The organism is Thauera aromatica K172 (assembly GCF_003030465.1).
Taxonomy (GTDB): domain Bacteria; phylum Pseudomonadota; class Gammaproteobacteria; order Burkholderiales; family Rhodocyclaceae; genus Thauera; species Thauera aromatica.
The window spans coordinates 968,267-989,751 of the sequence record NZ_CP028339.1 but is presented as its reverse complement, the minus strand read 5'-3'; the positions used below and the strand labels follow the sequence as shown (position 1 = coordinate 989,751).

The window sequence follows — 21,485 nt, the reverse complement described above, 5'->3', positions numbered from 1 at the left end:
TTATTTTGGTGCGGTGGGCAGCGCTGCCTTCAGCGCGTTCATGTAGGCGTTGCGCGCCGTCTGCATGGCCGCCACCTGCATTTGCAATTTGGCGAGCTCCTGGTCGACGAACTGGATACTCTGCAGCTGCACTTTTGCTTCTTCAGAGAGGCTGTCGAGGTCGTACTCGACGTTGTCGATCTTGAGCGTGGGCATGGTTTTTTTGTGTTGATATTGGGCAAGGCTGGCCTGGGCCAGCTGGCGGTTGATGTGTTGGACGGCCGGAATGACCTGGGAGACAGTCTTGGGCTGGCGATGCAGGCGCTTGGCACGGAACTGGCGGCAGCGCAGCAGGGCGAGCCGCCTCCCCTGCTCAGGGTCGAGAGGTAGCCGATGACCGTGCTCAGCCAACCCGCTGCGGATTCTCTCAAACAGGGCGACGGGCATAGGCGCTTCGCACAACACGGCCTCGCTCGGGCGGAAGGCGTCGGCATGGGTCATCGCCAGCATGTATTGCGTGGCATCGTGCAGTTTGATGCGGCCGGTCTGGCTGACATGGATCAGCGGGCAGTGCGGGGCGAGTTCGGGCAGCACATGGTTGGGGAAGACCTGGTCCTGCCAGTAGGACGTGGCAATCTGGCGGAACTGGGCAAAGCTGCGGATGGGAACGAAGTTCGCGGCCTCGAACGGCAGGATTTCCACCTTGGGCTTGGTCGGCACGACCGTGTCGTTGGACACATCGACATAGAGGCAGCCCAACTGAAAGGCGTTCTGGAAATACTGTCCGCGCAGGTCACCCCACACTTGGCGGAACGAACCTCCTGCGCGCAGAAAGGCCTTGAAAGCCCGCAAGCCTGCGGTGGCTTCGGCCGGGAGGTGTGTGGCCTCGACGGTGCGCAGACGCTTTTCGACCGCCAGCGCAATTTCCAGGCACTGGCCCAGCGGATAGGGCTTGCCCAGCTTCACCGGCTGCAGACGTTCAAGTTCGGGGTCGAGCTGCAGCCGCACGGCGAGGAAGAAGGCTTCCAGCTCAGGCAGCACCAGCAGCAGGTGGCGCTCAGACAGTGCGCGCTCGGCTGCGGGCAGGTGCAGGCAGGGTTCGTTAGGCAGCAGGGGCTGCAGACGCCAGGGGGCGGACGCGAAGGGTGAGCCAGCAGGGGAAATTAGACGATCCAAGGATTACGCACTGGGTGGCTTTTTCAGCAGCGCACTCTACCTGAACGCGCTCATGAAAAAACCCTGCCCCCCGTGAGAAGGACAGGGTTCGAAGAGCTTGCGCCTCAGGTAACGGGAACAGGCTCCGATTTTAGTGAAATCGTGGTCTCTTATAACCTCTTCGCGTCAAGCCGCCATCCGATGTCGTGCAGTCAAATCGCCACGCCCAGCAAGCAAGCCCTCGACAGAAATGTCTTCATCAAGCGCATCCCAATGGATACCCGCCCCCCCACCACTGATGACGTAATCACCGCGCTGTTGCGGGGCCGCATCGAGCAAACGTGGGAAGTAGGCCAGCGGCACGCCCAGCTGACGACCATCCATCAGCTCGACCCACATCATCGAATCATCAAAACGCAGACCCTTGGCCAAAGTGCTCATTCCATGCCCTCTCGATGTCGTCTGTATGGCGACGTACCTGTTCGATTATGGTCCGCATCTCCAAAGGTGAAAAGCCAAAACTTTCCGCAATAACGGGTTCAGGGTACAGCCAGACCTTCGCCAGGCACTCACCACGCTGAGCGTGAATATGCACAGTCTCGCGCGGACTGCCCTCGTTCGAGTAAAAGAAGAAACGAACGCCTTGATACCTGAACACCGCCGGCACCGTCGAACTCCTTCAGTGTGTTGAAGCCAGGAAGACAACCCGAGTCAACGCAGTACCGACCAAGTCGGCCCAGTCTCACGCCGCCCTGCGCTCGAACACCCCCTTCGCCGCCGCCATCCCGCGCAGATACTTCACCTGTCGCGCCGCACACAGGGCGGTGAGATGCACAGGCGCACCGACGGCGCTGCCGAACTGCTGCATCAGCTTCGTTGCGCAGTCGATGAAGCGTTCGGGGTCGATGTTCAGGCGATCAAGCAGCGCCGGTGTGTGGTCGGATATGGCGCCGCGTTTGTCCGGGCGGATGCAGCGGCCGGTGGATTCGACCAGTTCCAGGTAATCGTCGAAGGCGAAGGGAATCGCGGCCCCGAGACGGACGGAGGGGTCAAACGGCATCAGCGGCTGCAGCGGCAGTGGGGCCAGATGGGCCTCGCACTTGAGGGCGAGGTCGGCGATGGGGGCGGTGGCCGGCGGGACGGTCGGTGTGGACAGCGCTGCGGGGCTGGCCGGTCGGAGTTCGGCGCAGGGGTCGGGCCTGAGCGCGGCGATGCGCTCGGCCACCGAGGTGTGCTCGGAATCCTCCGGGGTTTCGGCCATATTCGCGCGGATCGGATTCAGATCCACATAGGCCATGGCCGTCAGCACGGCTTGCTGATCGAGCAGCGCCTGGCTCTTGAAGCGGCCTTCCCAGAAGCGGCCGGTGACGTCGTCTTCGGCATTGGCCTTGCGGGCAATGGTTTCGTTCAGCACGCGCATGAACCAGGACAGGTCGCACAGGCGGGCGCGGTAGGTCTCCGCCCAGGCGTCGATGGCGAGCTGGGTGGCGGCGTCCAGTTGGTCGCCCTTGCCTGCCAGCACGCGCTGCACGGCCAGCGGGCCGTCGAAGAGCTGGGTCCAGCGGCGCAGCACTTCGTCCCGACTCCAGGCGCGGGCGCGCTCGGCGTCGATGCGCAGCACCAGGTGGTAGTGATTGCTCATCACCGCGTAGGCAGCGATATCGATGGCAAAGACGCCGGCCAGCTGCTTCACGCGCTCGACGATCCAGCCGCGGCGGTGCTCGAAGCACTGGCCGCTGTGGGCGTCCGAGCCGCACAGGAAGGCCCGGCGCACGCAGCGCGAGACGACGTGGTACCACGGGGTGTCGGCGACGGAGACGAGGGCGGCGCGCGGGCGGGTCATGACGTAAGACTAGGCGAGACTCATGTCAGCGTCAAACAAAGTGGGTGTCCTTTTGTTTTGAATGCAGCTGGAAACACGTGCTCACCTGAGCCTGTGGGTCCATTGCAGATGATGCACGTCTTTGCCATTTATGCGTCTCTGTTATTTTCTTCCGCCAGCTTATCGCAAAGTGCGTCTTTGATCCTCACCCCACCCTCACCACAACCACCGCCTCCCGCAGTCGCTCGCGGCTCAGGTGGGCATAACGCGGATAGCAGACGTTAAAAAACCCTGCCCCTCTTTCGAAGGACAGGGTTTCAATCACCTCAAGCACCTACCCGAGAGCGGGTGCTTGTCTCCGGGGGAGATTAGGCGAGAGTGATAATGCCAGCAGCAGCCGAAGTGGTAGCACCTGCATCGACACCCACCAGAATGATGGACTCGTATGCAGTACCGGCGGCGACAGTGGTGTCATAGGTCACAACCGTGTCAGGACCGTTGGCAGCATACGTGAAGGTGCCAGCGTCGGCGTTGTAGGTACCATTGACGAACACGATCTTGTCGTCTTGACCTGCCAGGTTGGTGCCGTTCAGCACGAGATCAGCGGTCGCGAAGGTGTTATCGATAGCAGCCAAGTCAATCTTGGTGCCAGCGGTGGCGCCAATGACAACATCAAACGTGGAGGTCAGCTCAGCAACTTGGATCGAATCCGAGGTGTTGGCACCGGAATCACCAATTGCAGCGATCGTGACCGTAGCGGTGTTGCCAGAGATCGTGATCTTGTCTGCACCAGCGCCACCGGTGATAACGTCAGCACCGCCGCCACCAACAATCACGTCAGCCGCTGCACCACCGATGATAGTATCTGCACCAGTACCGCCAGTGATGTTGTTAACCAGAGTATCGCTACCGTCAATGGTGTTGGTGCCAGCATAAGTGGTAACCGTGACAGTCTTGGTGGCGGTCGCAGCCAAAGACACGTCAATATTGTCACCGCCAGTAGCAGAACCCTTGACGACCAGGTTGTCTGTCACGGCACCCGAAGTCCAGGTGAAACCACCGTTAGCGGCCACGGTACCAGTCAGGCTCAGAGCGGAAGCATCAACCGAAGTGATGGTCGTGTCAGCAGCAGTCAGCGCAACACCTGCGTTACCAGTGAAAACCACCGACTTCAGCGCATTGCTAGCCAGGCTAACAGTGTTTTGATGCTGAGTGGTGTCCGTGTCGGTCGAGGCGACGTTGATGGTTTCAACGCCATTGGCGGTGATAGCACCGGTGTCCACAGCAGCAGCGGAACTCACGGTCAGGTTGAAAACGTCAGTGGTACCCAGCACGTTGGCCAGGTTGTACGCAGTGGTGTTACCAGCGGAGGCAGTAACTTTCAGACCAGTGCCAGCTGCAACGTTGTTGTACACAACAGCGCCACCCAGCACACCTTGCGTCAGACCAGTAATGCCGGTCAGCAACGCCACGTCGAAGTTACCCGAACCGCCAGTGGTGGACAGCACTTCGAAGTTGGTGATCTTGGCAGCAGTAGCAGCGGTCAGCAACGTACCGCCTACACCAGCGAGATTGATCACGTCAGCGGTACCAGCGCCGCCGTCGACGGTCTTGGTCGCTGCTGCGACGACAGCCACCGTATCGACACCAGAGCCACCAGCATAAGTGGTCTTCGTTGCATCGATAGCCAGAGTGTTTGCACCAGTCGATGCGGTAGCAACGATGGAGGTCAGAGCGGCCGCAGATGCGCTGTTAGCAGCCGACAGATCGGCGTTGAATGCACCGGTGTTGTTGATGGTCAGCGTCTTCAGGGCGGCGTAATCTTCGGCAACAGTCGCCAGAGTCAGGTCAGCAGCACCAGCAGTAGTCAGCGCAGTAGCACCAGCAATCGTCAGATCGATCGTGGAGGCTTTGGTGCCAGTAGCAGTGACGGTCACGGTTTTGGCCGTCGCGTCAACAACATTCACGCCAGCGGCGTTGTTGTCCAGGGTCAGATTCAGCGTCTGATCGGCAGTGGCAGCATTGGTCACGGTGACAGCGGTTGCAGCCACACCATTCTTAACGGTCACGTCGGCAATGGCGTCACCGGCAAGGGCCACGGTACCAGCAGTGCCGTCAACGGTCACGGCAGTCAGTTTGGTACCAATAGCACCGGTGGTGCCCGAGTTGTCGGTCACGAAAGCTGCATTGCCGCCCTTGATCGAAACGGAAGTGAAGGCATTGGCATCAGCAGCAACACCAGCGCCGCCGCCAGCCTTACCGATGGTGATGGTGCCAGTTGCGCCAGTGGTTACAGAGCCAACGAGGCCGCCGCCAACAACGTTCACGTCGAAAGCGGTCGAGTTAGTAATAGAGACGCCGGTGGTCGTGGCTGCAGTGATAGTTTCAGCAGCGGTAGCAGCCGATGTCACGTTCAGCTGGGTCAGGCCAGTCCAAGCGGTTGTATCGATATTTACGTCAGCGCCGCTGGTTACATTAGCGGTTTCGATGTTCTTGACAACAGCGCTCGGCACGGCGGCGACTGCTGTTGTTTGGATGATATTCAGGGTATCAGTACCAGCACCGCCGTCAATGCTGTCCAGAGCAGTGAAGGTCGCGGCAGCTGCTGCGCCGTCGAGAGCGTTGAAGGTATCGTTGCCAGAGGTACCAACGAAAGCAGCGCCTTGGTCAATACCAGTAGTGAGCTTGAAGGTTTCACCAGTCGCAATAGTGCCTGCATCAATCGCGTCGATCGCATCTTCGACCGAGTCACGGGTAGCATTGACATCATCGACTGCACCAGTCGCTGCTTCCTTGGTGTAATCGTCACCGGCAGCCGCAGTATAGTACTCGGCGACTTCGGTCTTGTTGTCGAGCACCAGTTGATCGGCAGCCGAAGCGCCATCGATCAGCGCGAGCACGAGCTGGTCGACATTCACGCTGGAACCTTCGCCATTGACCCAGTATTCCAGGCCTTGGGCGTCCGGCAGGCGGTTGAACAGGTTTTCGTACAGGTCGGCAACTGCCTGGGCGCGCGTCATGCTGCCCTGGCCCGCGATGTATTCGGGCTGCTCATTGACGATGTTGGCGCGCAGCTGCTCGATGGTGAGGACACCGGTTTCGATTTCATTGGTCCAGTAATCCAGACCGGCCTGATCGGCAGCGCGGCCCAGCAGGCCGATGTAGATCTGTTGAATCTGTTCAGAAACGGTTGCCATTGAGTAGTTCTCCAGTAAAAGTCGAATCGACAGTCAGACCGTACCACAGAAAAAAGGAACCCGTCGGCTCCGCGGTCTGTTGCCATCCCCCCATCGGGGCATGGCCCCCAGTAATGGGTTTGTTGCTGTTCCGGCCACGTGTCAACCGGCAGACACGGGCAGGATCATACACAATGCCGCGGTTTTGCAACAACCAGACAACGGGTTTTATCCCATTCCGTTCGCAAAATAGCCACACTTTCCGCATCACACAGTGGCGCCCCCCCCCGCCGCCGCCGCCGTAGCACGCACCGGCAGGCAAGCGTTTGACGCTGGGGGGGCTGCTCAATACACTTGCGCCCTTTCGGCGCTCCCGGGCTGCGCGCCCCACTCTGATCTGGCAAACACCCGATGTTTCTCGAGCAAAACCCGCATGTCGACTATGCCGCGCTGACGGCGGCGGTGGAGCAGGAGTTGCGGCGACCGCCGGGCACGCGCGTACCTCCGGCGCCCCTGCACACCCTGCGGGTGGAGACCGCGCCGCCGGGCGCATCGCCCGCCTGGGTGCAGCGCCTGGGCGAGCGCCTGCAGCGCTGGCCGCGCCTGCACCGGTTTGCGCACGGGTGCTGGCGCAAGGGGCTCGCCGCCCTGCCCGCGCTGAGCCGGCGGCCGCTGCTGTTCTACAGCCTGCGCTGGATGCGCTGGCTCGCCACCCTGCCCCGGCTCGCCGACTGGGTCGGCGCCCATCAGGCCCGGCTGGACGAAGCGGGCGCGGCCCTGCAGCGCCAGGCCCAGACCCAGGCACAGCTGCATGACCAGCTCCGCACCGAAGCGGAACGCCAGGACGCACGCGCGGCGCAGTTGCAGGACGCCCTCGCCGAGGGCCTGGCGCAGGCGGCTTCCGAGCGCGCGCGCCTCGAGGCCCGGCAGGTGCTGATGCACGAAACTCTGGCGGCACTGATGCAGGAGACGGCGCGGCTGAAAGCGGCGCCCGGCACGCCCCGTCCGGCTTCCGGCGCGGACGGGGAGACACGTCCGGCCGCGCCGCTGTCGGCGACGATGGCCCGTTTCTACCAGGATTTCGAAGATGCCTGGCGCGGCGCGCCGGAAACCATCCGCGCGCGGGTGGCGCATTACCTGCCGCCGGTCCAGGCGGCTCGCGCCGGCACGACGGAGGCGCCGTTTGCGGATCTGGGCTGCGGCCGCGGCGAATGGCTGGCGGTGCTGAGCGAAGCGGGCCTGGTCGCGTTCGGCGTGGATAGCAACAGCGCGGCGATCGAACGCTGCCGCGCACAGGACCTGAGCGTGGCCGAAGCGGACCTGCTGGACTGGCTGCGGCGGCGCGAGGCCGCCTCGCTCGGCGGGATCGGCGCCCTGCACGTGGTGGAGCACCTGCCTTTCGAGACCCTGGTCGACGTGCTCGACGAAGCGCTGCGCGTGCTGCGCCCGGGCGGCGTGCTGATCCTGGAGACGCCCGATCCGGCCAATCTGCTGGTGGCCACGCACAGTTTCTGGCTGGACCCCAGCCATCTGCGCCCGATTCCGGCGGATCTGCTGGCGTTTACCGTCCGTTCGCGCGGTTTTGCCGACGTGCAGGTCGAGCGCCTGCATCCGGCCGATGAAGATCTGCGCTTTCCCCCCGGCGACGCGGTGGGAGACCGCTTCAACACGCTGCTGTATGGCCCGCAGGATTATGCGGTGATCGCGCGGAAGGCGGCCGGATGAACGCGCCGCGCAGGCCGGCGGTGCACCAGTTCACGCCAGGCATCGACGCCGGCGACGGGGTGTCGAACGGGATTTTCTTCACCCGCGCGTTGCTGCGCGAAATGGGTTTCGACTCGGAGATCTTCGCCTTCACCATTCCCGAAGCGCTGAAGGGCGAGGTGCACTTTCCTACCGGGTGCGCGGACGATGCCGACCAGGTGCTGCTGGTGCACCATGCGCTGGGCCACGACTTCGGAGACTGGATCGATCAGCGCAAGGCCCGCAAGGTCTTGGTTTATCACAACATAACACCGGCCAGCTTCTTTCCCGCCGAACATCCGGTGCATGCGCTTTCGTTACGGGGCCGGGACATGCTCCGGCGCTGGCAGGCCGCCGGACGCTTCGTCGCCTGCATCGGCGACTCGGACTACAACAGCGGCGAACTGCGCGGGCTGGGTTTTACTGCGGTGCGCACGATTCCGCTGCTGGTCGACGTGGATGCCTGCCGGGCGCGCCCGTGGGACGCCGGCGTGGTGCAGAACCATGCGGATCGCTTCACCTTGCTGTTCGTCGGCCGCCTGTCTCCCCACAAATGCCAGCACCGGCTGCTGGAAGTGATGGCTGCGCTGCTGCCGCGCCTGGCGCAGCCGGCCGAGCTGCTGCTGGTGGGCGGCAGCGCGAGCGCGGAATACGAGGCCCAGCTGCGCGACGCGATCCGGCGCCTGGCGCTGGAAGGCTACGTGCACCTGATGGGCAAGGTGGACGAGGCGACCCTGTACGGACTGTACCGGGCAGCGGATATCTTCGTCTGCCTGAGCGAGCATGAAGGTTTCGGCATGCCGCTGATCGAGGCAATGCTGTTCGATCTGCCGGTGATCGCGGCGGACTTTGCCAGCGTGGCCGACACCATGGGCTGCGGCGGCCTGGTGATGCAGGAGTGCGCGCCGGAACAGGTCGCCGCGACGATCGCGTGTGTGGCGGCTGATCCCGCGCTGCGCGCAGCCCTGATCGCCGGGCAGCAGGAGCGGGTGGAGCGCTTCGAGCGCGCACGCCTGGTTGCCGACCTGCATGCGTGCCTGGGTGATCTGGGTGTGGGAACCGGCGCCGAACGGCTCTCCCGCACCGTAACCGGGGCCGCGTCATGAGCCGGCACAAACCCGCCGCGGTGCATCAGTTCAGCCCCGCGGTGCTGCCGGGCGACGGCGCCTCGAACGGAATGTTCTTCACCCGGCGGATGCTGCGCGAGCTGGGCTTTGCCTCCGAGCTGTACGCGTTCACGATTCCGCCGGCGCTGGCGGACGAAGTCAGGCCGGCCGAAGCGCTGGCCGACGATGCGCACGCCGACGACGTGCTGCTGGTGCACCACACCCTGGGACATGAACACGGTGAATGGGTGGCGCGCCTGCCGATGCGCAAGATCCTCGTCTATCACAACATCACCCCGGCGCATTTCTTTCCGGCGGCGCACCCGGTGCACGCCCTGTCGGTGCGCGGCCGGGCGATGCTGGCGGAATGGCAGGCGCAGCGCGTGTTCAGCGCCTGCATCGGCATGTCGCCCTACAACAGCGAGGAGCTGACTGCCCTGGGCTACGCCCCGGTGCGTACCCTGCCCCTGCTGGTGGATGTGCGCCAGTGCCTGGATGCGCCCTGGGACAGGACAACGGTGACGGCGCACGAGGACCGCTTCACGCTGCTGTTCGTGGGCCGCATCGCACCCAACAAATGCCAGCACGACCTGCTGGCGCTGATGGCGGCGCTGCTGCCGCGCATGGATCGCCCGGTCGAACTGCTACTGGCCGGCGGCGTGTCGAGCGCCGAGTACGAGGCCGAGCTGCATGCCGAAATCGCGCGCTGCGGCCTGGAAGGGTATGTCCACCTGCTGGGCAAGGTGGACGAGGCGACGCTGTTCGCGCTGTATCGCACGGCCGACGTGTTCGTCTGCCTGAGCGAGCACGAAGGCTTCGGCATGCCGCTGATCGAGGCGATGCTGTTCGATCTGCCGGTCGTGGCCTGGAACAGCAGCAACGTGGCGGCCACCCTGGGCTGCGGCGGGCTGGTGTGCGAAGACAAGGACCCGGCCCGGCTGGCCGCGCTGATCGCCCTGCTCGCGCGCGAGCCCGGGCTGCGCCGGCGCATGGTGCAGGGCCAGCGCGACAACCTGCGCACCTACGACTATGACCGGCTGGCCGCCGGCCTGGCGGAGTTTCTGGAGGCGCTGGGGGTGGAGGTGCCGGCGCAGCCGCAGGCGGGGCCGGACTTCGTGAGCCGGCGCGCCATCGACTGGCGCATCGAGGGACCGTTCGACCGCCATTACAGCCTGGCGCTGGTCAACCGCGAGTTCGCCCGCGGCCTGCTGGAAGCCGGCGACAGCGTGAGCCTGCACAGCACCGAAGGCGACGGCGATTTCGACCCCGAGCCCGGCTTCCTGGCGGAAAACCCCGACCTTCGCGCAGCGTGGGAGCGCGGCCGGCAGGCCGGTTTCGCCGACGTCGTCACCCGCAACTGCTATCCGCCGCGGGTGTCGGCGATGCGCGGGCGCGACGCCTGGCTGCTGAGTTACGGCTGGGAAGAGTCCGGGTTTCCGGCGCCGTGGGTGGATGCCTTCAACGACAGCCTGAGCGGGATCACGGTGATGTCGGATTTCGTCAGGCGCGTGCTCCAGGACAACGGCGTGCGGGTGCCGATCGTGGTGGTCGGCCTGGGCGTGGACCATGTGCTGCGGGCGGCCGCAGCGCCGGCAGCGCTGCCGGTGCGCAGGGAAGACGGGGTCTTCACCTTCGTCCATATTTCATCGGGTTTTCCGCGCAAAGGGCTGGACGTGCTGTTGCGGGCCTGGGCGCGCGCCTTCAGCACGCGTGACCCGGTGCGGCTGGTGGTGAAGACTTTTGCCAATCCGCACAACACCTTTGCACACGATCTGCCGGCATGGCGCACACAGCACCCCGATGCGGCACTGGTCGTGCATATCGACGGTGAGCTGAGCGCGGGCGCCCTGCGCGCGCTGTACGAGCAGGCGGACGCCTTCGTCGGCGTGGCCCGGGGCGAAGGCTTCGGCCTGCCGCTGGCCGAGGCGATGCTGCTGGGCGTGCCGGTGCTGGCGAGCGCGCACGGCGGCCAGCGCGATTTCTGCGACGAGGACACGGCCTGGCTGGTGGACTACCGGTATGCGCGCGCCCAATCGCATTTCGGCCTGTTCAACTCGGTGTGGGCCGATCCCTGCGAAGACAGTTTGTGTACGCAGTTGCGCGCCGTGTTCGATGCGCCCGCCGACGTGCGCGCGCAGCGCTGCGCTGCCGCGCACGCACGGGTGGCGCGCGATTTCACCTGGGCGGCGGCCGTGCAGCGCCTGCGCACGGCCCGGAGCACGCTGTGCCCCCCCACCATCAGGCCGGCGCCGACGCGGGTGGCGCTGGTGTCGTCGTGGAATTCGCGCTGCGGAATCGCCGACTACGCGCGGGCGCAGACATTGTGCTTTCCGCATACGGCGTTCAGGGTGTTCGCCAACGAGGATGCGCAGTTCGCGGACGACCCCGACATCGTGGTGGAGCGCTGCTGGAAGAGCGGCGCCGGCGATACGCTGGAACGCCTGGGCGAGGCCTTGCTGGCGTGGGGCGCGGAAGCGGTGATTTTCCAGTTCAACTTCGCCTTTTTCGATCTGGCTGCATGGAGCCGGCTGCTCGTACGCCTGGCCGACGCCGGCGTGGCTTGCCATGCGGTGCTGCACGCGACCCGCGACGTGATGTGGGGGTCGGTGGCAAAGTCCCTGCGCCATGCCCATGCCGGCCTGCGGCGTTGCACCCGCCTGATGGTGCATTCGATCGACGACATCAACCGCCTCAAGGACATGGGGCTGGACGGCAACGCGATGCTGCTGGCCCATGGCATTCCCGAATTCGAGGCCAACGCCGTTCGCCGCGCACGGGCGCGGGCGACCGCCGGCTACGGGCCGGAAGACGTGGTGATCGGAACGGGCGGCTTCCTGCTGCCGAACAAGGGCTACCTGGAGCTGGTGGAAGCCTTCGAGCAGCTGCGCCCGACCCACCCGCAGCTGCGCCTGCTGCTGCAGACGCCGGAATACCCTGCACCTCCGTCGCGGACCTACCGTGAGCAGATCGAGGCCCACATCGCGGCTTCGCGCTGGAAGCGCGACATCACGCTGGAAACCGCGTTCCTGAGCGAGGCCGTGGCCCTCGACCGGCTCGCGCTTACCGACCGGCTGGTCTATCCGACCGGGCCGACTGGGGAGTCGTCCAGCGCCTCGGTACGCTGGGGGCTGGCCGTGGGCGTGCCGGTGGCGGTGACACCGGCGCCGATTTTCGCCGACGTGCGCGAGGTGGTGTACACCCTGCCCGGCGACCGCCCGGCCGATCTGGCGGCGGGCCTGCGCCAGTGGCTGGCAGGGGTGGACCCCTACGCATCCGAACGCGAACGCTGGGCCGCAGCCCACCGCTGGCCGGCGGTCTCGAAGCGGCTGTGGAACGTGATCTGTGCCAGTGCGGAACGGACCTGACAGGGCGACTCCGCACGCCCTCCCCGTGGAGGTGCGCCAGGCGTGATCTTCAGTTCCTACCCCTTCCTTCTGCAGCTGCTGCCCCTGGTGTGGGTATCGTTCCTGCTTTGTCGCCGCTGGGGCATGACCTCGGCGGCGGTTGCGGTGCTGCTGTGCGGGTCGACGATTTTCTATCTGTCATGGAGCTGGCACGACGGCGCCCTGCTGCTGGCCTCGATCGTGCTCAACCATGCGCTCGGGCGGTGCCAGCAGGCGCGGCCTTCTCGCCGCTGGCTGATCCTTGCCATCGTCGGCAACCTGAGCCTGCTGCTGTACTACAAGTACGCCGGCTTCCTGCTCGGTTTCCTGCCGCAGGCCGTGCACTGGCAATGGGCCCTGCCGCTGGGCATTTCGTTCTTCACTTTCCAGCAGATGGCCTGGCATGTCGATCTGTACCAGCGCCGGCCGGGTACGACCAGCGGGCTGGCGCGCTATGCCCTGTTCGTGCTTTTTTTCCCGCAACTGATCGCGGGGCCGATCGTGCATGCACGCAACATCCTGCCGCGGCTGCGGGCGGGATGGCTTGGCCGGCCGCTGCCGTGGACGCTGGGTGTGACCTTGCTGTGCATGGGACTGGCGAAAAAGGTGCTGCTGGCCGACAGCATCGCCCCCGGGGTGGACCGGTTGTTCGGCGCGGCAGCCAGCGGCCAGGCATTGAATGCGGTCGAGGTGCTGACTGCAGCCTTCGGTTACGGGCTGCAACTCTACTTCGACTTTTCGGGTTATGGCGACATGGCGGTCGGCCTCGGTCTGATGTTCGGCATCCGGTTGCCGACCAACTTCAGGGCGCCCTACCGCAGCAGCTCGATCGTCGATTTCTGGCGGCGCTGGCACATCACACTGTCTGCCTTCCTGCGCGACTATCTTTACGTTCCGCTCGGCGGCGGGCACAGCGGGCGGCTCCGGCAGGCGTTCAACCTGATGCTGACGATGCTGCTCGGCGGGCTGTGGCATGGGGCGGGCTGGCAGTTCGTGCTGTGGGGCGGCATTCACGGACTGCTGCTGGGCGCGGCACACGCCTGGCGCCGCGCCTTCCCACCCCTGCCGGCGCCCCTGGGCCTGGCGCTGACCACGGCGGCGGTGATGCTGGTCTGGATTCCATTCCGCGCGAACTCGCTGGCGGTGGCGATGAACATGTATCGCGGCCTGCTGGACTGGTCCGGGCCAAGCCTGACCGCCCCCGCCAGCCTGGTGCAGGAACTGCCCCGGCTGGAGCTCGTCACGAGCCTGCCATGGGCGCTGCCCGTGCTGCTCGTGCTGTCGATGTACGGCAGGACGGCGCTGCAGCACTGCCTCGCTCTGCGCGATGGGGCACGCGGGCTGCTGGCAGGCGGGTTGCTGATCCTGGTGCTGAAGACGCTGGCCGAACGCCCTGACCGCGCCTTCCTTTATTTCAACTTTTAGGCGATGAAGCGCTCCTGCCTGCGTTTCGTGACCGGCACCATCGTCGCCCTGGGGGTGCTCGGCGGCGGCTGGCTGCTGTCGGTCGCCGGCCTGGCCGGGCGGCCGCACATGCACAACCAGTGGGTAGAGCAAGCGTATGCCAAGAAACAGGCTGCGGCAGCCCGCACGCAGGGGCCGCGCATCCTGCTGGTGGCCGGTTCGAGCGCGATGTTCGGGGTCGATTCGAAGTCCCTCGGCGAGCGGCTGGGGCGTCCGGTGATCAACCTCGCCGTCAATGCGGGCGTGCTGGCGCCGTTCATCATCGATCATGCGGTGCGGGTACTGCGGCCCGGTGACTGGGTGGTGCTGCCGCTGGAGTATCCGCTCTACCACGACGAAGCGACGATCAACCGCCAGTTCATCGATTTCCAGGCCAGCCACCCGCTGCCGGTCGGGGAGATCGGTTTCGTGCGCTGGCTGAAAACGATGTGGCTGCTGCCCCTGGATCGGGTGGTGGAAGGCTACCGCGGACTGCCCGCGGGATTCCGTGTGACCGGGCTGTATGGCCCGCAAAACCTGGACGAACGCGGCGACCAGCGCAACAGCGAGCGGGTGCTGCGCACCGACGCGATGCGCGAGGCCGTCACCCGCTCGCCCCCCGAACGCTATGGGGCGCAAGCCCGCACATCGAACGCGAGCTGGTCGCGCTGGCGCCGGTTCGCACGCCAGGTGGAGGCGGACGGAGGTTGCGCGCTGTTCGTTCCGCCGGCCATGCTCGCCCGCCCCACCTACCGCAGCGATCCGCAGGAGCGCGATTACTACCGCCGCCTGCCGGAGCTGGCGCGCACCCACGGTCTGCACTACAGCGGCGACCCCTTCAATTTCATGTATGAAGAAGACGCCTTTTTCGACACCAACTTCCATCTGACCAGCGAAATGCGGTCCGTGCATACGCACCGCCTGGCCGACGTGTTGCTGCCGATGATCGAGCGGCACTGCCGCGCCCCCGGAGCGGTGGCGAGGCGATGAACGGTCGCCTCCCGGACAGCAAAGCACGACCGCGCATGTGATAATACGGGCTTCATTCGGCAGCACCCCATGGCGCAATGCAGACCTTCGGCGCATCGCGCTCCCTTCGAAAAGAGGTTTCCGTGAGCAAATCCGCAATCGTGACCGGCATCACCGGCCAGGATGGGGCGTATCTCGCCCAGCTGCTGCTGGACAAAGGCTACACCGTCTTCGGCACCTATCGCCGGACCAGCTCGGTCAATTTCTGGCGCATCGAGGAGCTGGGCATCGCCGGGCACCCCGATCTGAACCTGGTCGAGTACGACCTCACCGACCTGTCCTCCAGCATCCGGCTGCTGCAGTCCTCGGGCGCGGACGAGGTGTATAACCTGGCCGCGCAGAGCTTCGTCGGGGTGTCGTTCGAGCAGCCGCTCACCACCGCCGAGATCACCGGCCTCGGCGCGGTGAACCTGCTCGAGGCGATCCGGATCGTGAACCCGGCGGTGCGCTTCTACCAGGCGTCCACCTCGGAGATGTTCGGCAAGGTGCAGGCGATCCCGCAGACCGAGACGACGCCGTTCTACCCGCGCAGCCCCTACGGGGTGGCCAAGCTCTATGCGCACTGGATGACCATCAACTACCGCGAGAGCTATGGCCTGTTCGCCGCCAGCGGCATCCTGTTCAACCACGAGTCGCCCCTGCGGGGCAAGGAGTTCCTGACCCGCAAGGTGACCGACAGCCTGGCCCGGATCCGGCTGGGGCGGCAGGACGTGCTCGAGCTGGGCAACCTGGACGCGCGGCGCGACTGGGGGTTCGCCCGGGAGTACGTCGAAGGAATGTGGCGAATGCTGCAGGCGGAGAAGGCTGACACCTATGTGCTGGCGACCCACCGCACCGAGACCGTGCGCGACTTCGTGTCGATGGCGGCCCGTGCCGCCGGCTACGAGCTGGCGTGGGAAGGCCGCGACGAGAACGAGGTGGGCATCGACCGGCCGTCCGGCCGTACCCTGGTGCGGGTGAATCCGAAGTTTTATCGCCCGGCCGAAGTGGACCTGCTGATCGGCAACCCGGAAAAGGCCCGGCGCGAGCTGGGCTGGGCGCCGGCGACGACGCTGGAGCAGCTGTGCCAGATGATGGTGGAGGCCGACCTGCGCCGCAACGAGCGCGGTTTTTCGTTCTGAGCGCGGCGGCCGTGAAGCGCGCATTGATCACCGGCATCAAGGGGTTTACCGGCCGCTATGTGGCCGATGAACTGACCGCCGGCGGCTGGGAGGTCTGGGGGCTGGGGACGTGCGCGGCCACCGACGACGCGCGTTACCGGCAGGCCGACCTGGCGGACCGGGACCGGCTGGGCGGGATCGTCGCCGAAGTCCGCCCGGATGCCGTGGTCCATCTGGCGGGGATCGCCTTTCCCGGCCACCGCGAGGCAGACACGTTCTACACGGTCAACCTGATCGGCACCCGCAACCTGCTGGCGGCCCTGGCGGCGTCCGGACACCGGCCCGAGTGCGTGCTGCTGGCCAGCAGCGCCAACGTGTATGGCAATTCGACCGCCGAAGTGCTGGACGAGTCCTCGCCCCCGAACCCGGCCAACGACTACGCGGTGAGCAAGCTGGCGATGGAGTACATGGCCCGGCTGTGGGGGGACAGGCTGCCGATCGTCATCGCCCGGCCGTTCAACTACACCGGCGTCGGGCAGGCGGACAACTTCCTGCTGCCGAAGATCGTGTCCCACTTCCGGCGCCGGGCGGCATTCATCGAGCTGGGCAATCTCGATGTCTGGCGGGATTTTTCCGACGTGCGTGCGGTGGCGCGGGCCTACCGCCGCCTGCTGGAAGTGCGCCCCGCGGGCGAGACGGTGAATGTCTGCTCGGGCACCGTGCACAGCCTGCGCGAAGTCCTGGAGATCGCCACCCGCCTGAGTGGGCATACGCTGCGTGTCGACGTCAATCCGGCCTTCGTCCGCAGCAACGAGGTGAAGACCCTGCGCGGCGATGCGTCCCGGCTGCGCCGCCTGATCGGCGACTGGGAAACGCCCGCGCTCGAGGACACCCTGCGCTGGATGCTCGAGCACGCATGATGCGCGTAGCGCTGGGCACGACCGTGCTGCGCCGGGGGCTGGCGCAGGGCGGCATAGACGGCATCGGCAACTACACCCGGGCGCTGCTCGGACAGCTCGCGCAGCAGGCCGGTGTGCGCGTGCTGCCGTTCGCCTATTCAGGGCCGGATGCGCCGCTGGCGGCCGATCCGCCGTTGCGCGCGGGCGATTTTCAGCTGCAGGCCCTGCTCGCCCTGCTGAGCGGGGCGGCGTTCCCGGCCACCACCCACGCGCTGAAGGGCCGGGTCGACCTGGTCCATGCCACCGACCACCTGATTCCGTCGGTGCGCGGCGTGCCGGTGGTCGCGACCCTGATGGATGCGATTCCGCTGGCCCACCCGGAGTGGGTGTCCTACCGTTTCAAGGCGATCAAGAACGCGCTGTGGCGGCGCTCCGCGCGCTGGGCGACGCATGTCATCACCATTTCCAGCCATGCCCGGCAGGAGCTGGTGGAATGGTTCGGGATTCCCGAGCCGCGGATCAGCGTGACGCCGCTGGGCGTCGATGAGCGCTGGTTTCTGCCGCCGTCGGCGGCGGCGTGCGCCCGGGTGCGCGCCCGCCACGCGTTGCCGGAGCGGTTTTTCGTCTTCGTCGGTACGCTGCAGCCGCGCAAGAACCTGGGACGGGTGATCGCTGCCCACCGTGCGCTGGCGCCCGCCCTGCGCCGCGAGGTGCCGCTGGTGGTCGCCGGGCGTGCCGGCTGGGGCTGCGAGGCCGAAGTCGCCACCCTGGCCGAGGGCGATGGCGGCACGCTGCGCTGGCTGCGCCACGTGCCGGACGAAGAGTTGCAGCCGCTGGTGAGCATGGCCTCGGCGCTGGTGTTCCCCTCGCTGCACGAAGGCTTCGGGCTGCCGGTGCTGGAAGCGTTCGCGGCCGGCACACCGGTGATCACGTCGACAACCACGTCCCTGCCGGAAGTGGCCGGCGATGCGGCCCTGCTGGTCGACCCGCGGGACGAGGACGCGATCGCCGGGGCGATGCTCGCCCTGATCGAAACGCCGGCCCTGGCACAGGCGTTGCGCAGCAAGGGGCGGACGCGCGCGGCGGGGTTTTCCTGGGCCCGGACCGCGGCCCGGACCGTCGACATCTACCGGCAGGTACTGGGCTGCGGCTGAAACGGCAGGTACTCGACCTGCGGCAGCATCCAGTTGACCCCGATGAACGTGCTGCGGTCGATGTTGAGCACATTGAACATCAGCGCCAGGTCGCGCCATTCATAGTTGCTGGCGAGATGGCTGTCGGAAACGTGCAGGGCAGTGGACACCGAATACGAACCGACCCCGAGGTTGGCAGGAAAGGAAAAGCGCAGGACGAAACTGTCGCCTTTCGCGAAACCGCCGAGTTCGAGCCCCAGATAATGGGTGTTGGTGCCGAACACCGGCTGGCCGAGGCGATCCTTGATCATGTAGCCGAATGCGAGCTCGGGCAGATCGGCATGGATGCGCACCCGGACTTCGAGCTGCACGGGCTCGCCGACATTGACGAATTCGACGGCTTCTCCCTGCGCATTGTGCAGGACGATGGACTCGACCCGCGCCTCACCGGTCCCGGAGCAGGTCTGCACCCTGCTGTCGGCGAGTGCCCGAACCTCGACGGTGGCGTTCTCACGTTCGGCGATGAGGGCGTTGTAGTAGTCCATGACCTCGTCCGGCCGGCCATCCTTGATGACGCGCCCTTCTCCCAGCAGGAGGGCACGGTCGCACAGGTTCTGGATGGCGCCACGGTCGTGCGAGACGATCAGCAGCGTGGTTCCCTGCTCGCGGAATTCACGGATCCTGTTGAAGCTCTTGTGCTGGAAGTAGGCATCGCCGACCGACAGAGCCTCATCGACGATCAGCACGTCCGGGCGCACCGCGGTCGCCACGCTGAATGCCAGCCTCATCTGCATGCCGCTCGAATACATCCGTACCGGGCGGTCGATGTAGTCTCCGATTTCGGCAAAAGCTTCGATCTCCGGCATGCAGGCGGAAATTTCGCTCCCCGTCATGCCGAGCAGTTGCCCAGCCATGAAAACGTTCTGGCGGCCAGTGAAATCGGGATGGAACCCCATTCCCAGTTCGAGGAGCGCAGCGACCCGCCCTTCGATGCGTGCGCTGCCGCCAGTAGGCTGGGTGGTGCCGCAGATGATTTTCAGCAACGTGCTCTTGCCGGCGCCATTGACCCCGATGATGCCGACGGCCTCCCCAGGGCGTACATGGAAGGAGATGTCACGCAGGACCCAGGTTTTGTCATGGCCGGGTTTGCCGGTCAGCCATTCGCGTGCACGCGCCCACTTGCCGGGGTAGCGTTTGTAGGCCTTGCTGAGATTGGAGACGGTGAGGACACCCATTACAGTTCGTCCACCAGTTCGCCCACCCGGGCAAGGAAGAAACGTGCCCCGAGCAGCAGAAAGCCCACGGTCAGCAGGGCGAACGGCAGCAGGCTGGAAAAGTCGGGCATTTCCCGTGCGAGAAACAGGGTCTGGTAAGCGGCCATGAGCGCGTGCATGGGGTTATAAGCCATGATGCCGCGGATTTTTTCCGGCAGCGCCGGAAGGGTGTAGACGATCGGCGTGAGCCAGAACCAGAACTGCAGCACAACCCCGGTGAGCTGGCCGACGTCCCGGAAGAAGACGTTGAGCGTGCCCAGAAAAATGCCCAGCCCCAGGGTAAACAGCAGTTGCAGGGCCAGCAGCGGCAGCAGCGCCAGCAACGCCCAGCCCGGCCAGTGGCCGATGATCGCGAGGAAGATCAGGTAGAGCCCGAAGACGATGGCGAAGTTGATCAGCGCCGACAAAGCGACGATCGCAGGCAGGCAGATCCTCGGAAAGCTGGATTTCTTGATCAGGTTGCCGTGCTCGAGAAATACGTTGTTGAGCCGGCCGAGCATCTCGGCGAACAGGCTCCAGGTAATCACGCCTGCACACAGGTAGATGCTGAATGCGAACGGGACATGCTCATGGCCGGGCAGGGTCGGACGCATGAGCTGGCCGAAGATCACGGTATAGATGAGGATCATGGCCAGCGGATTGGCCACCGACCAGAACGCGCCGAGCAGCGATTCGCGATATTTGCCGTTGAATTCACGCAGCACGCTGCTCCAGACAAAACCGCGGTATCCCCACAGGGCGCGGAGCATGAGCAGGCCAGGCACGGTCACGCCCCCGGCTGCGCGGCCGGGGCGCGGCCGTAGGTGTCTTCGAAGCGGACGATGTCGTCTTCGCCGAGGTAGCTGCCGGACTGCACTTCGATGATCTCCAGCGGCACCTTGCCGGGGTTGGCGAGGCGGTGGACGTGGCCGAGCGGGATGTAGGTGGATTCGTTCTCGGACAGCAGCATGACCTTGTCGCCATGGGTGACTTCAGCGGTGCCGCGCACCACGATCCAGTGTTCGGCGCGGTGGTGGTGCATCTGCAGGCTGAGGCTGGCGCCGGGCTTGACGACGATGCGCTTGACCTGGAAGCGGTCGCCGCCGTCGATCGAGTCGTACCAGCCCCAGGGGCGGTTTACCTTGCGATGCGTGTCGGCCAACGTCCGCCCTTCGGCCTTGAGCCGGGCGACAATCTTCTTGACGTCCTGCGCGCAGTCCTTGGCGGCGACAAGGACGGCGTCGGGCGTTTCGACGACGACGATGTTGTCCAGACCGACGCCTGCCACCAGGCGGCTGCTGGCGAACAGCAGGGAGTTGGCGGAGCGCTCGAGCAGGGTTTCGCCGCAGGCGGCGTTACCCGCTTCGTCCTTGTCGAGGATGTCCCACAGCGCATCCCAGGCGCCGACATCGGACCAGCCGGCCTCCATCGGCACGACTCGGGCGGCGATGCCCAGTTGCGGCGCAGCGGCGAGCTTTTCCATCACGGCGTAGTCGATGGAGTCCGACGGGCAGGCTTCGAACGCGGCGGTGTCGATGCGGATGAAGTCGACGTCGGCGCGGGCGGCCTGCAGGGCGGCGGTGCACGCGGCGAGCATCGCCGGGTCGAAGTGGGCGATCGCGGCGAGCCAGACGCTGGCGTGCATCATGAACAGCCCGCTGTTCCAGAGGTAGTCGCCGCTGTCGAGGTAGCGGCGGGCGTGTTCGGCGTCAGGTTTCTCGACGAAGCGGTCCAGGGCGTAGCTGCCGTCGGGTGCCGCGGCGCCGCGGCGCAGGTAGCCGTAGCCGGTTTCGGCCCGTTCCGGGACGATGCCGAAGGTGACCATGGCGCCGCCCCTGGCCGCCGGGATGCCCTGGCGCACCGCAGCCTGGAAGGCGTCCTGGCGAGCGATGACATGGTCGGCGGGCATCACCAGCAGCAGGGGGTCCTGCCCGCCGGCGTGGGCGTGCAGCGCTGCGAGCGTCAGGGCCGGAGCGGTGTTGCGCCCGAAAGGTTCGAGCAGGATCGAGGACGCGGGCTTGCCCGCCGCCTGCAGCTGCTCGGCGGTGATGAAGCGGTATTCGGCGTTGCAGACCACGCACGGGTCGAGCACCTTCGCATTGCCCGCCAGGCCCTCCAGGCGCAGCGCGGTCTGCTGCAGCATGGTGTGGGGGCCGGTGAGCGCGAGCAGCTGCTTGGGGTAGGTTTCGCGCGACAGCGGCCACAGCCGCGTTCCGGAACCGCCGGACAGGATGACGGGCAGGAGGGAGGAGATTTCCATGATG

16 protein-coding genes are annotated in these 21,485 nt (G+C 65.8%); 8 read left to right on the top strand and 8 right to left on the bottom strand.

What is annotated here, in order from left to right; translation table 11 throughout:
* From Tharo_RS17720 to Tharo_RS04735, 5 genes are all read right to left on the bottom strand, one after another.
* On the bottom strand, nucleotides 1-1,155 hold the full coding sequence (locus tag Tharo_RS17720; protein ID WP_211309657.1) for a DUF6447 family protein: 1,155 nt from the start codon (nucleotides 1,153-1,155) through the stop codon (nucleotides 1-3).
* Nucleotides 1,156-1,320: 165 nt separating this feature from the next.
* Nucleotides 1,321-1,575 carry a DUF2442 domain-containing protein gene (locus Tharo_RS04750; protein ID WP_107220213.1) on the bottom strand — a complete coding sequence of 85 codons (255 nt, stop codon included), beginning with the start codon at nucleotides 1,573-1,575 and terminating at the stop codon, nucleotides 1,321-1,323.
* On the bottom strand, nucleotides 1,544-1,729 hold the full coding sequence (locus Tharo_RS18150; protein WP_425444950.1) for a DUF4160 domain-containing protein: 186 nt from the start codon (nucleotides 1,727-1,729) through the stop codon (nucleotides 1,544-1,546). The genes Tharo_RS04750 and Tharo_RS18150 overlap by 32 nt, the downstream gene beginning before the upstream one ends.
* Nucleotides 1,730-1,876: 147 nt before the next feature.
* Nucleotides 1,877-2,977, bottom strand: a complete 1,101-nt coding sequence (locus tag Tharo_RS04740; RefSeq protein WP_107220211.1) for a transposase — start codon at nucleotides 2,975-2,977, stop codon at nucleotides 1,877-1,879.
* Nucleotides 2,978-3,324: 347 nt separating this feature from the next.
* Complete coding sequence (locus Tharo_RS04735) at nucleotides 3,325-6,153, bottom strand: DUF4214 domain-containing protein (protein ID WP_107220210.1); 2,829 nt, start codon at nucleotides 6,151-6,153, stop codon at nucleotides 3,325-3,327.
* A 390-nt stretch (nucleotides 6,154-6,543) separates the two neighbouring features.
* Between Tharo_RS04735 and Tharo_RS04730 the strand changes: the two genes are divergently transcribed.
* The 8 genes from Tharo_RS04730 (at nucleotide 6,544) to Tharo_RS04695 (ending at nucleotide 17,989) form a co-directional block, all read left to right on the top strand.
* Entirely contained in the window at nucleotides 6,544-7,857 is a 1,314-nt protein-coding gene (locus Tharo_RS04730) for a methyltransferase domain-containing protein (protein WP_107220209.1), read from the top strand.
* On the top strand, nucleotides 7,854-8,981 hold the full coding sequence (locus Tharo_RS04725; protein ID WP_107220208.1) for a glycosyltransferase family 4 protein: 1,128 nt from the start codon (nucleotides 7,854-7,856) through the stop codon (nucleotides 8,979-8,981). Before Tharo_RS04730 ends, Tharo_RS04725 begins: the two co-directional genes overlap by 4 nt.
* Nucleotides 8,978-12,346 (top strand): glycosyltransferase family 4 protein, encoded by a 3,369-nt coding sequence (locus Tharo_RS04720; RefSeq protein ID WP_107220207.1) that lies wholly within the window; start codon nucleotides 8,978-8,980, stop codon nucleotides 12,344-12,346. Before Tharo_RS04725 ends, Tharo_RS04720 begins: the two co-directional genes overlap by 4 nt.
* 42 nt (nucleotides 12,347-12,388) lie before the next feature.
* Nucleotides 12,389-13,789 carry an MBOAT family O-acyltransferase gene (locus tag Tharo_RS04715; protein WP_107220206.1) on the top strand — a complete coding sequence of 467 codons (1,401 nt, stop codon included), beginning with the start codon at nucleotides 12,389-12,391 and terminating at the stop codon, nucleotides 13,787-13,789.
* Nucleotides 13,790-13,792: 3 nt separating this feature from the next.
* Entirely contained in the window at nucleotides 13,793-14,797 is a 1,005-nt protein-coding gene (locus tag Tharo_RS04710) for a hypothetical protein (RefSeq protein WP_107220205.1), read from the top strand.
* 122 nt (nucleotides 14,798-14,919) lie between these two features.
* Complete coding sequence (gene gmd / locus Tharo_RS04705) at nucleotides 14,920-15,957, top strand: GDP-mannose 4,6-dehydratase (RefSeq protein WP_425444944.1); 1,038 nt, start codon at nucleotides 14,920-14,922, stop codon at nucleotides 15,955-15,957.
* Nucleotides 15,958-15,968: 11 nt separating this feature from the next.
* Nucleotides 15,969-16,856: an NAD-dependent epimerase/dehydratase family protein gene (locus Tharo_RS04700; protein ID WP_245880998.1), complete on the top strand. Its 888-nt coding sequence runs from the start codon at nucleotides 15,969-15,971 to the stop codon at nucleotides 16,854-16,856.
* Nucleotides 16,853-17,989, top strand: a complete 1,137-nt coding sequence (locus Tharo_RS04695; RefSeq protein WP_211309656.1) for a glycosyltransferase family 4 protein — start codon at nucleotides 16,853-16,855, stop codon at nucleotides 17,987-17,989. Before Tharo_RS04700 ends, Tharo_RS04695 begins: the two co-directional genes overlap by 4 nt.
* On the opposite strand, the gene Tharo_RS04690 is transcribed toward Tharo_RS04695, so the two are convergent.
* Genes Tharo_RS04690 through Tharo_RS04680 form a run of 3 tightly spaced genes read right to left on the bottom strand, consistent with a single transcriptional unit; the run spans nucleotide 17,962 to nucleotide 21,481 of the window.
* Nucleotides 17,962-19,203, bottom strand: a complete 1,242-nt coding sequence (locus Tharo_RS04690) for an ABC transporter ATP-binding protein (RefSeq protein ID WP_107220203.1) — start codon at nucleotides 19,201-19,203, stop codon at nucleotides 17,962-17,964. The genes Tharo_RS04695 and Tharo_RS04690 overlap by 28 nt on opposite strands.
* A complete protein-coding gene (locus tag Tharo_RS04685) occupies nucleotides 19,203-20,012 on the bottom strand; it encodes an ABC transporter permease (protein ID WP_245880997.1) in 810 nt (269 codons plus the stop codon). Before Tharo_RS04685 ends, Tharo_RS04690 begins: the two co-directional genes overlap by 1 nt.
* Entirely contained in the window at nucleotides 20,009-21,481 is a 1,473-nt protein-coding gene (locus tag Tharo_RS04680) for a mannose-1-phosphate guanylyltransferase/mannose-6-phosphate isomerase (RefSeq protein WP_107220202.1), read from the bottom strand. The genes Tharo_RS04685 and Tharo_RS04680 overlap by 4 nt, the downstream gene beginning before the upstream one ends.
* Nucleotides 21,482-21,485: the final 4 nt, after the last annotated feature.

Bases quoted from the DNA above. Each gene is read 5' to 3' on its own strand.
- Tharo_RS04750 (WP_107220213.1), bottom strand. From the start codon at position 1,575: ATGAGCACTTTGGCCAAGGGTCTGCGTTTTGATGATTCGATGATGTGG.
- Tharo_RS04740 (WP_107220211.1), bottom strand. From the start codon at position 2,977: ATGACCCGCCCGCGCGCCGCCCTCGTCTCCGTCGCCGACACCCCGTGG.
- Tharo_RS04735 (WP_107220210.1), bottom strand. From the start codon at position 6,153: ATGGCAACCGTTTCTGAACAGATTCAACAGATCTACATCGGCCTGCTG.
- Tharo_RS04730 (WP_107220209.1), top strand. From the start codon at position 6,544: ATGTTTCTCGAGCAAAACCCGCATGTCGACTATGCCGCGCTGACGGCG.
- Tharo_RS04725 (WP_107220208.1), top strand. From the start codon at position 7,854: ATGAACGCGCCGCGCAGGCCGGCGGTGCACCAGTTCACGCCAGGCATC.
- Tharo_RS04720 (WP_107220207.1), top strand. From the start codon at position 8,978: ATGAGCCGGCACAAACCCGCCGCGGTGCATCAGTTCAGCCCCGCGGTG.
- Tharo_RS04710 (WP_107220205.1), top strand. From the start codon at position 13,793: ATGAAGCGCTCCTGCCTGCGTTTCGTGACCGGCACCATCGTCGCCCTG.
- Tharo_RS04695 (WP_211309656.1), top strand. From the start codon at position 16,853: ATGATGCGCGTAGCGCTGGGCACGACCGTGCTGCGCCGGGGGCTGGCG.
- Tharo_RS04690 (WP_107220203.1), bottom strand. From the start codon at position 19,203: ATGGGTGTCCTCACCGTCTCCAATCTCAGCAAGGCCTACAAACGCTAC.
- Tharo_RS04680 (WP_107220202.1), bottom strand. From the start codon at position 21,481: ATGGAAATCTCCTCCCTCCTGCCCGTCATCCTGTCCGGCGGTTCCGGA.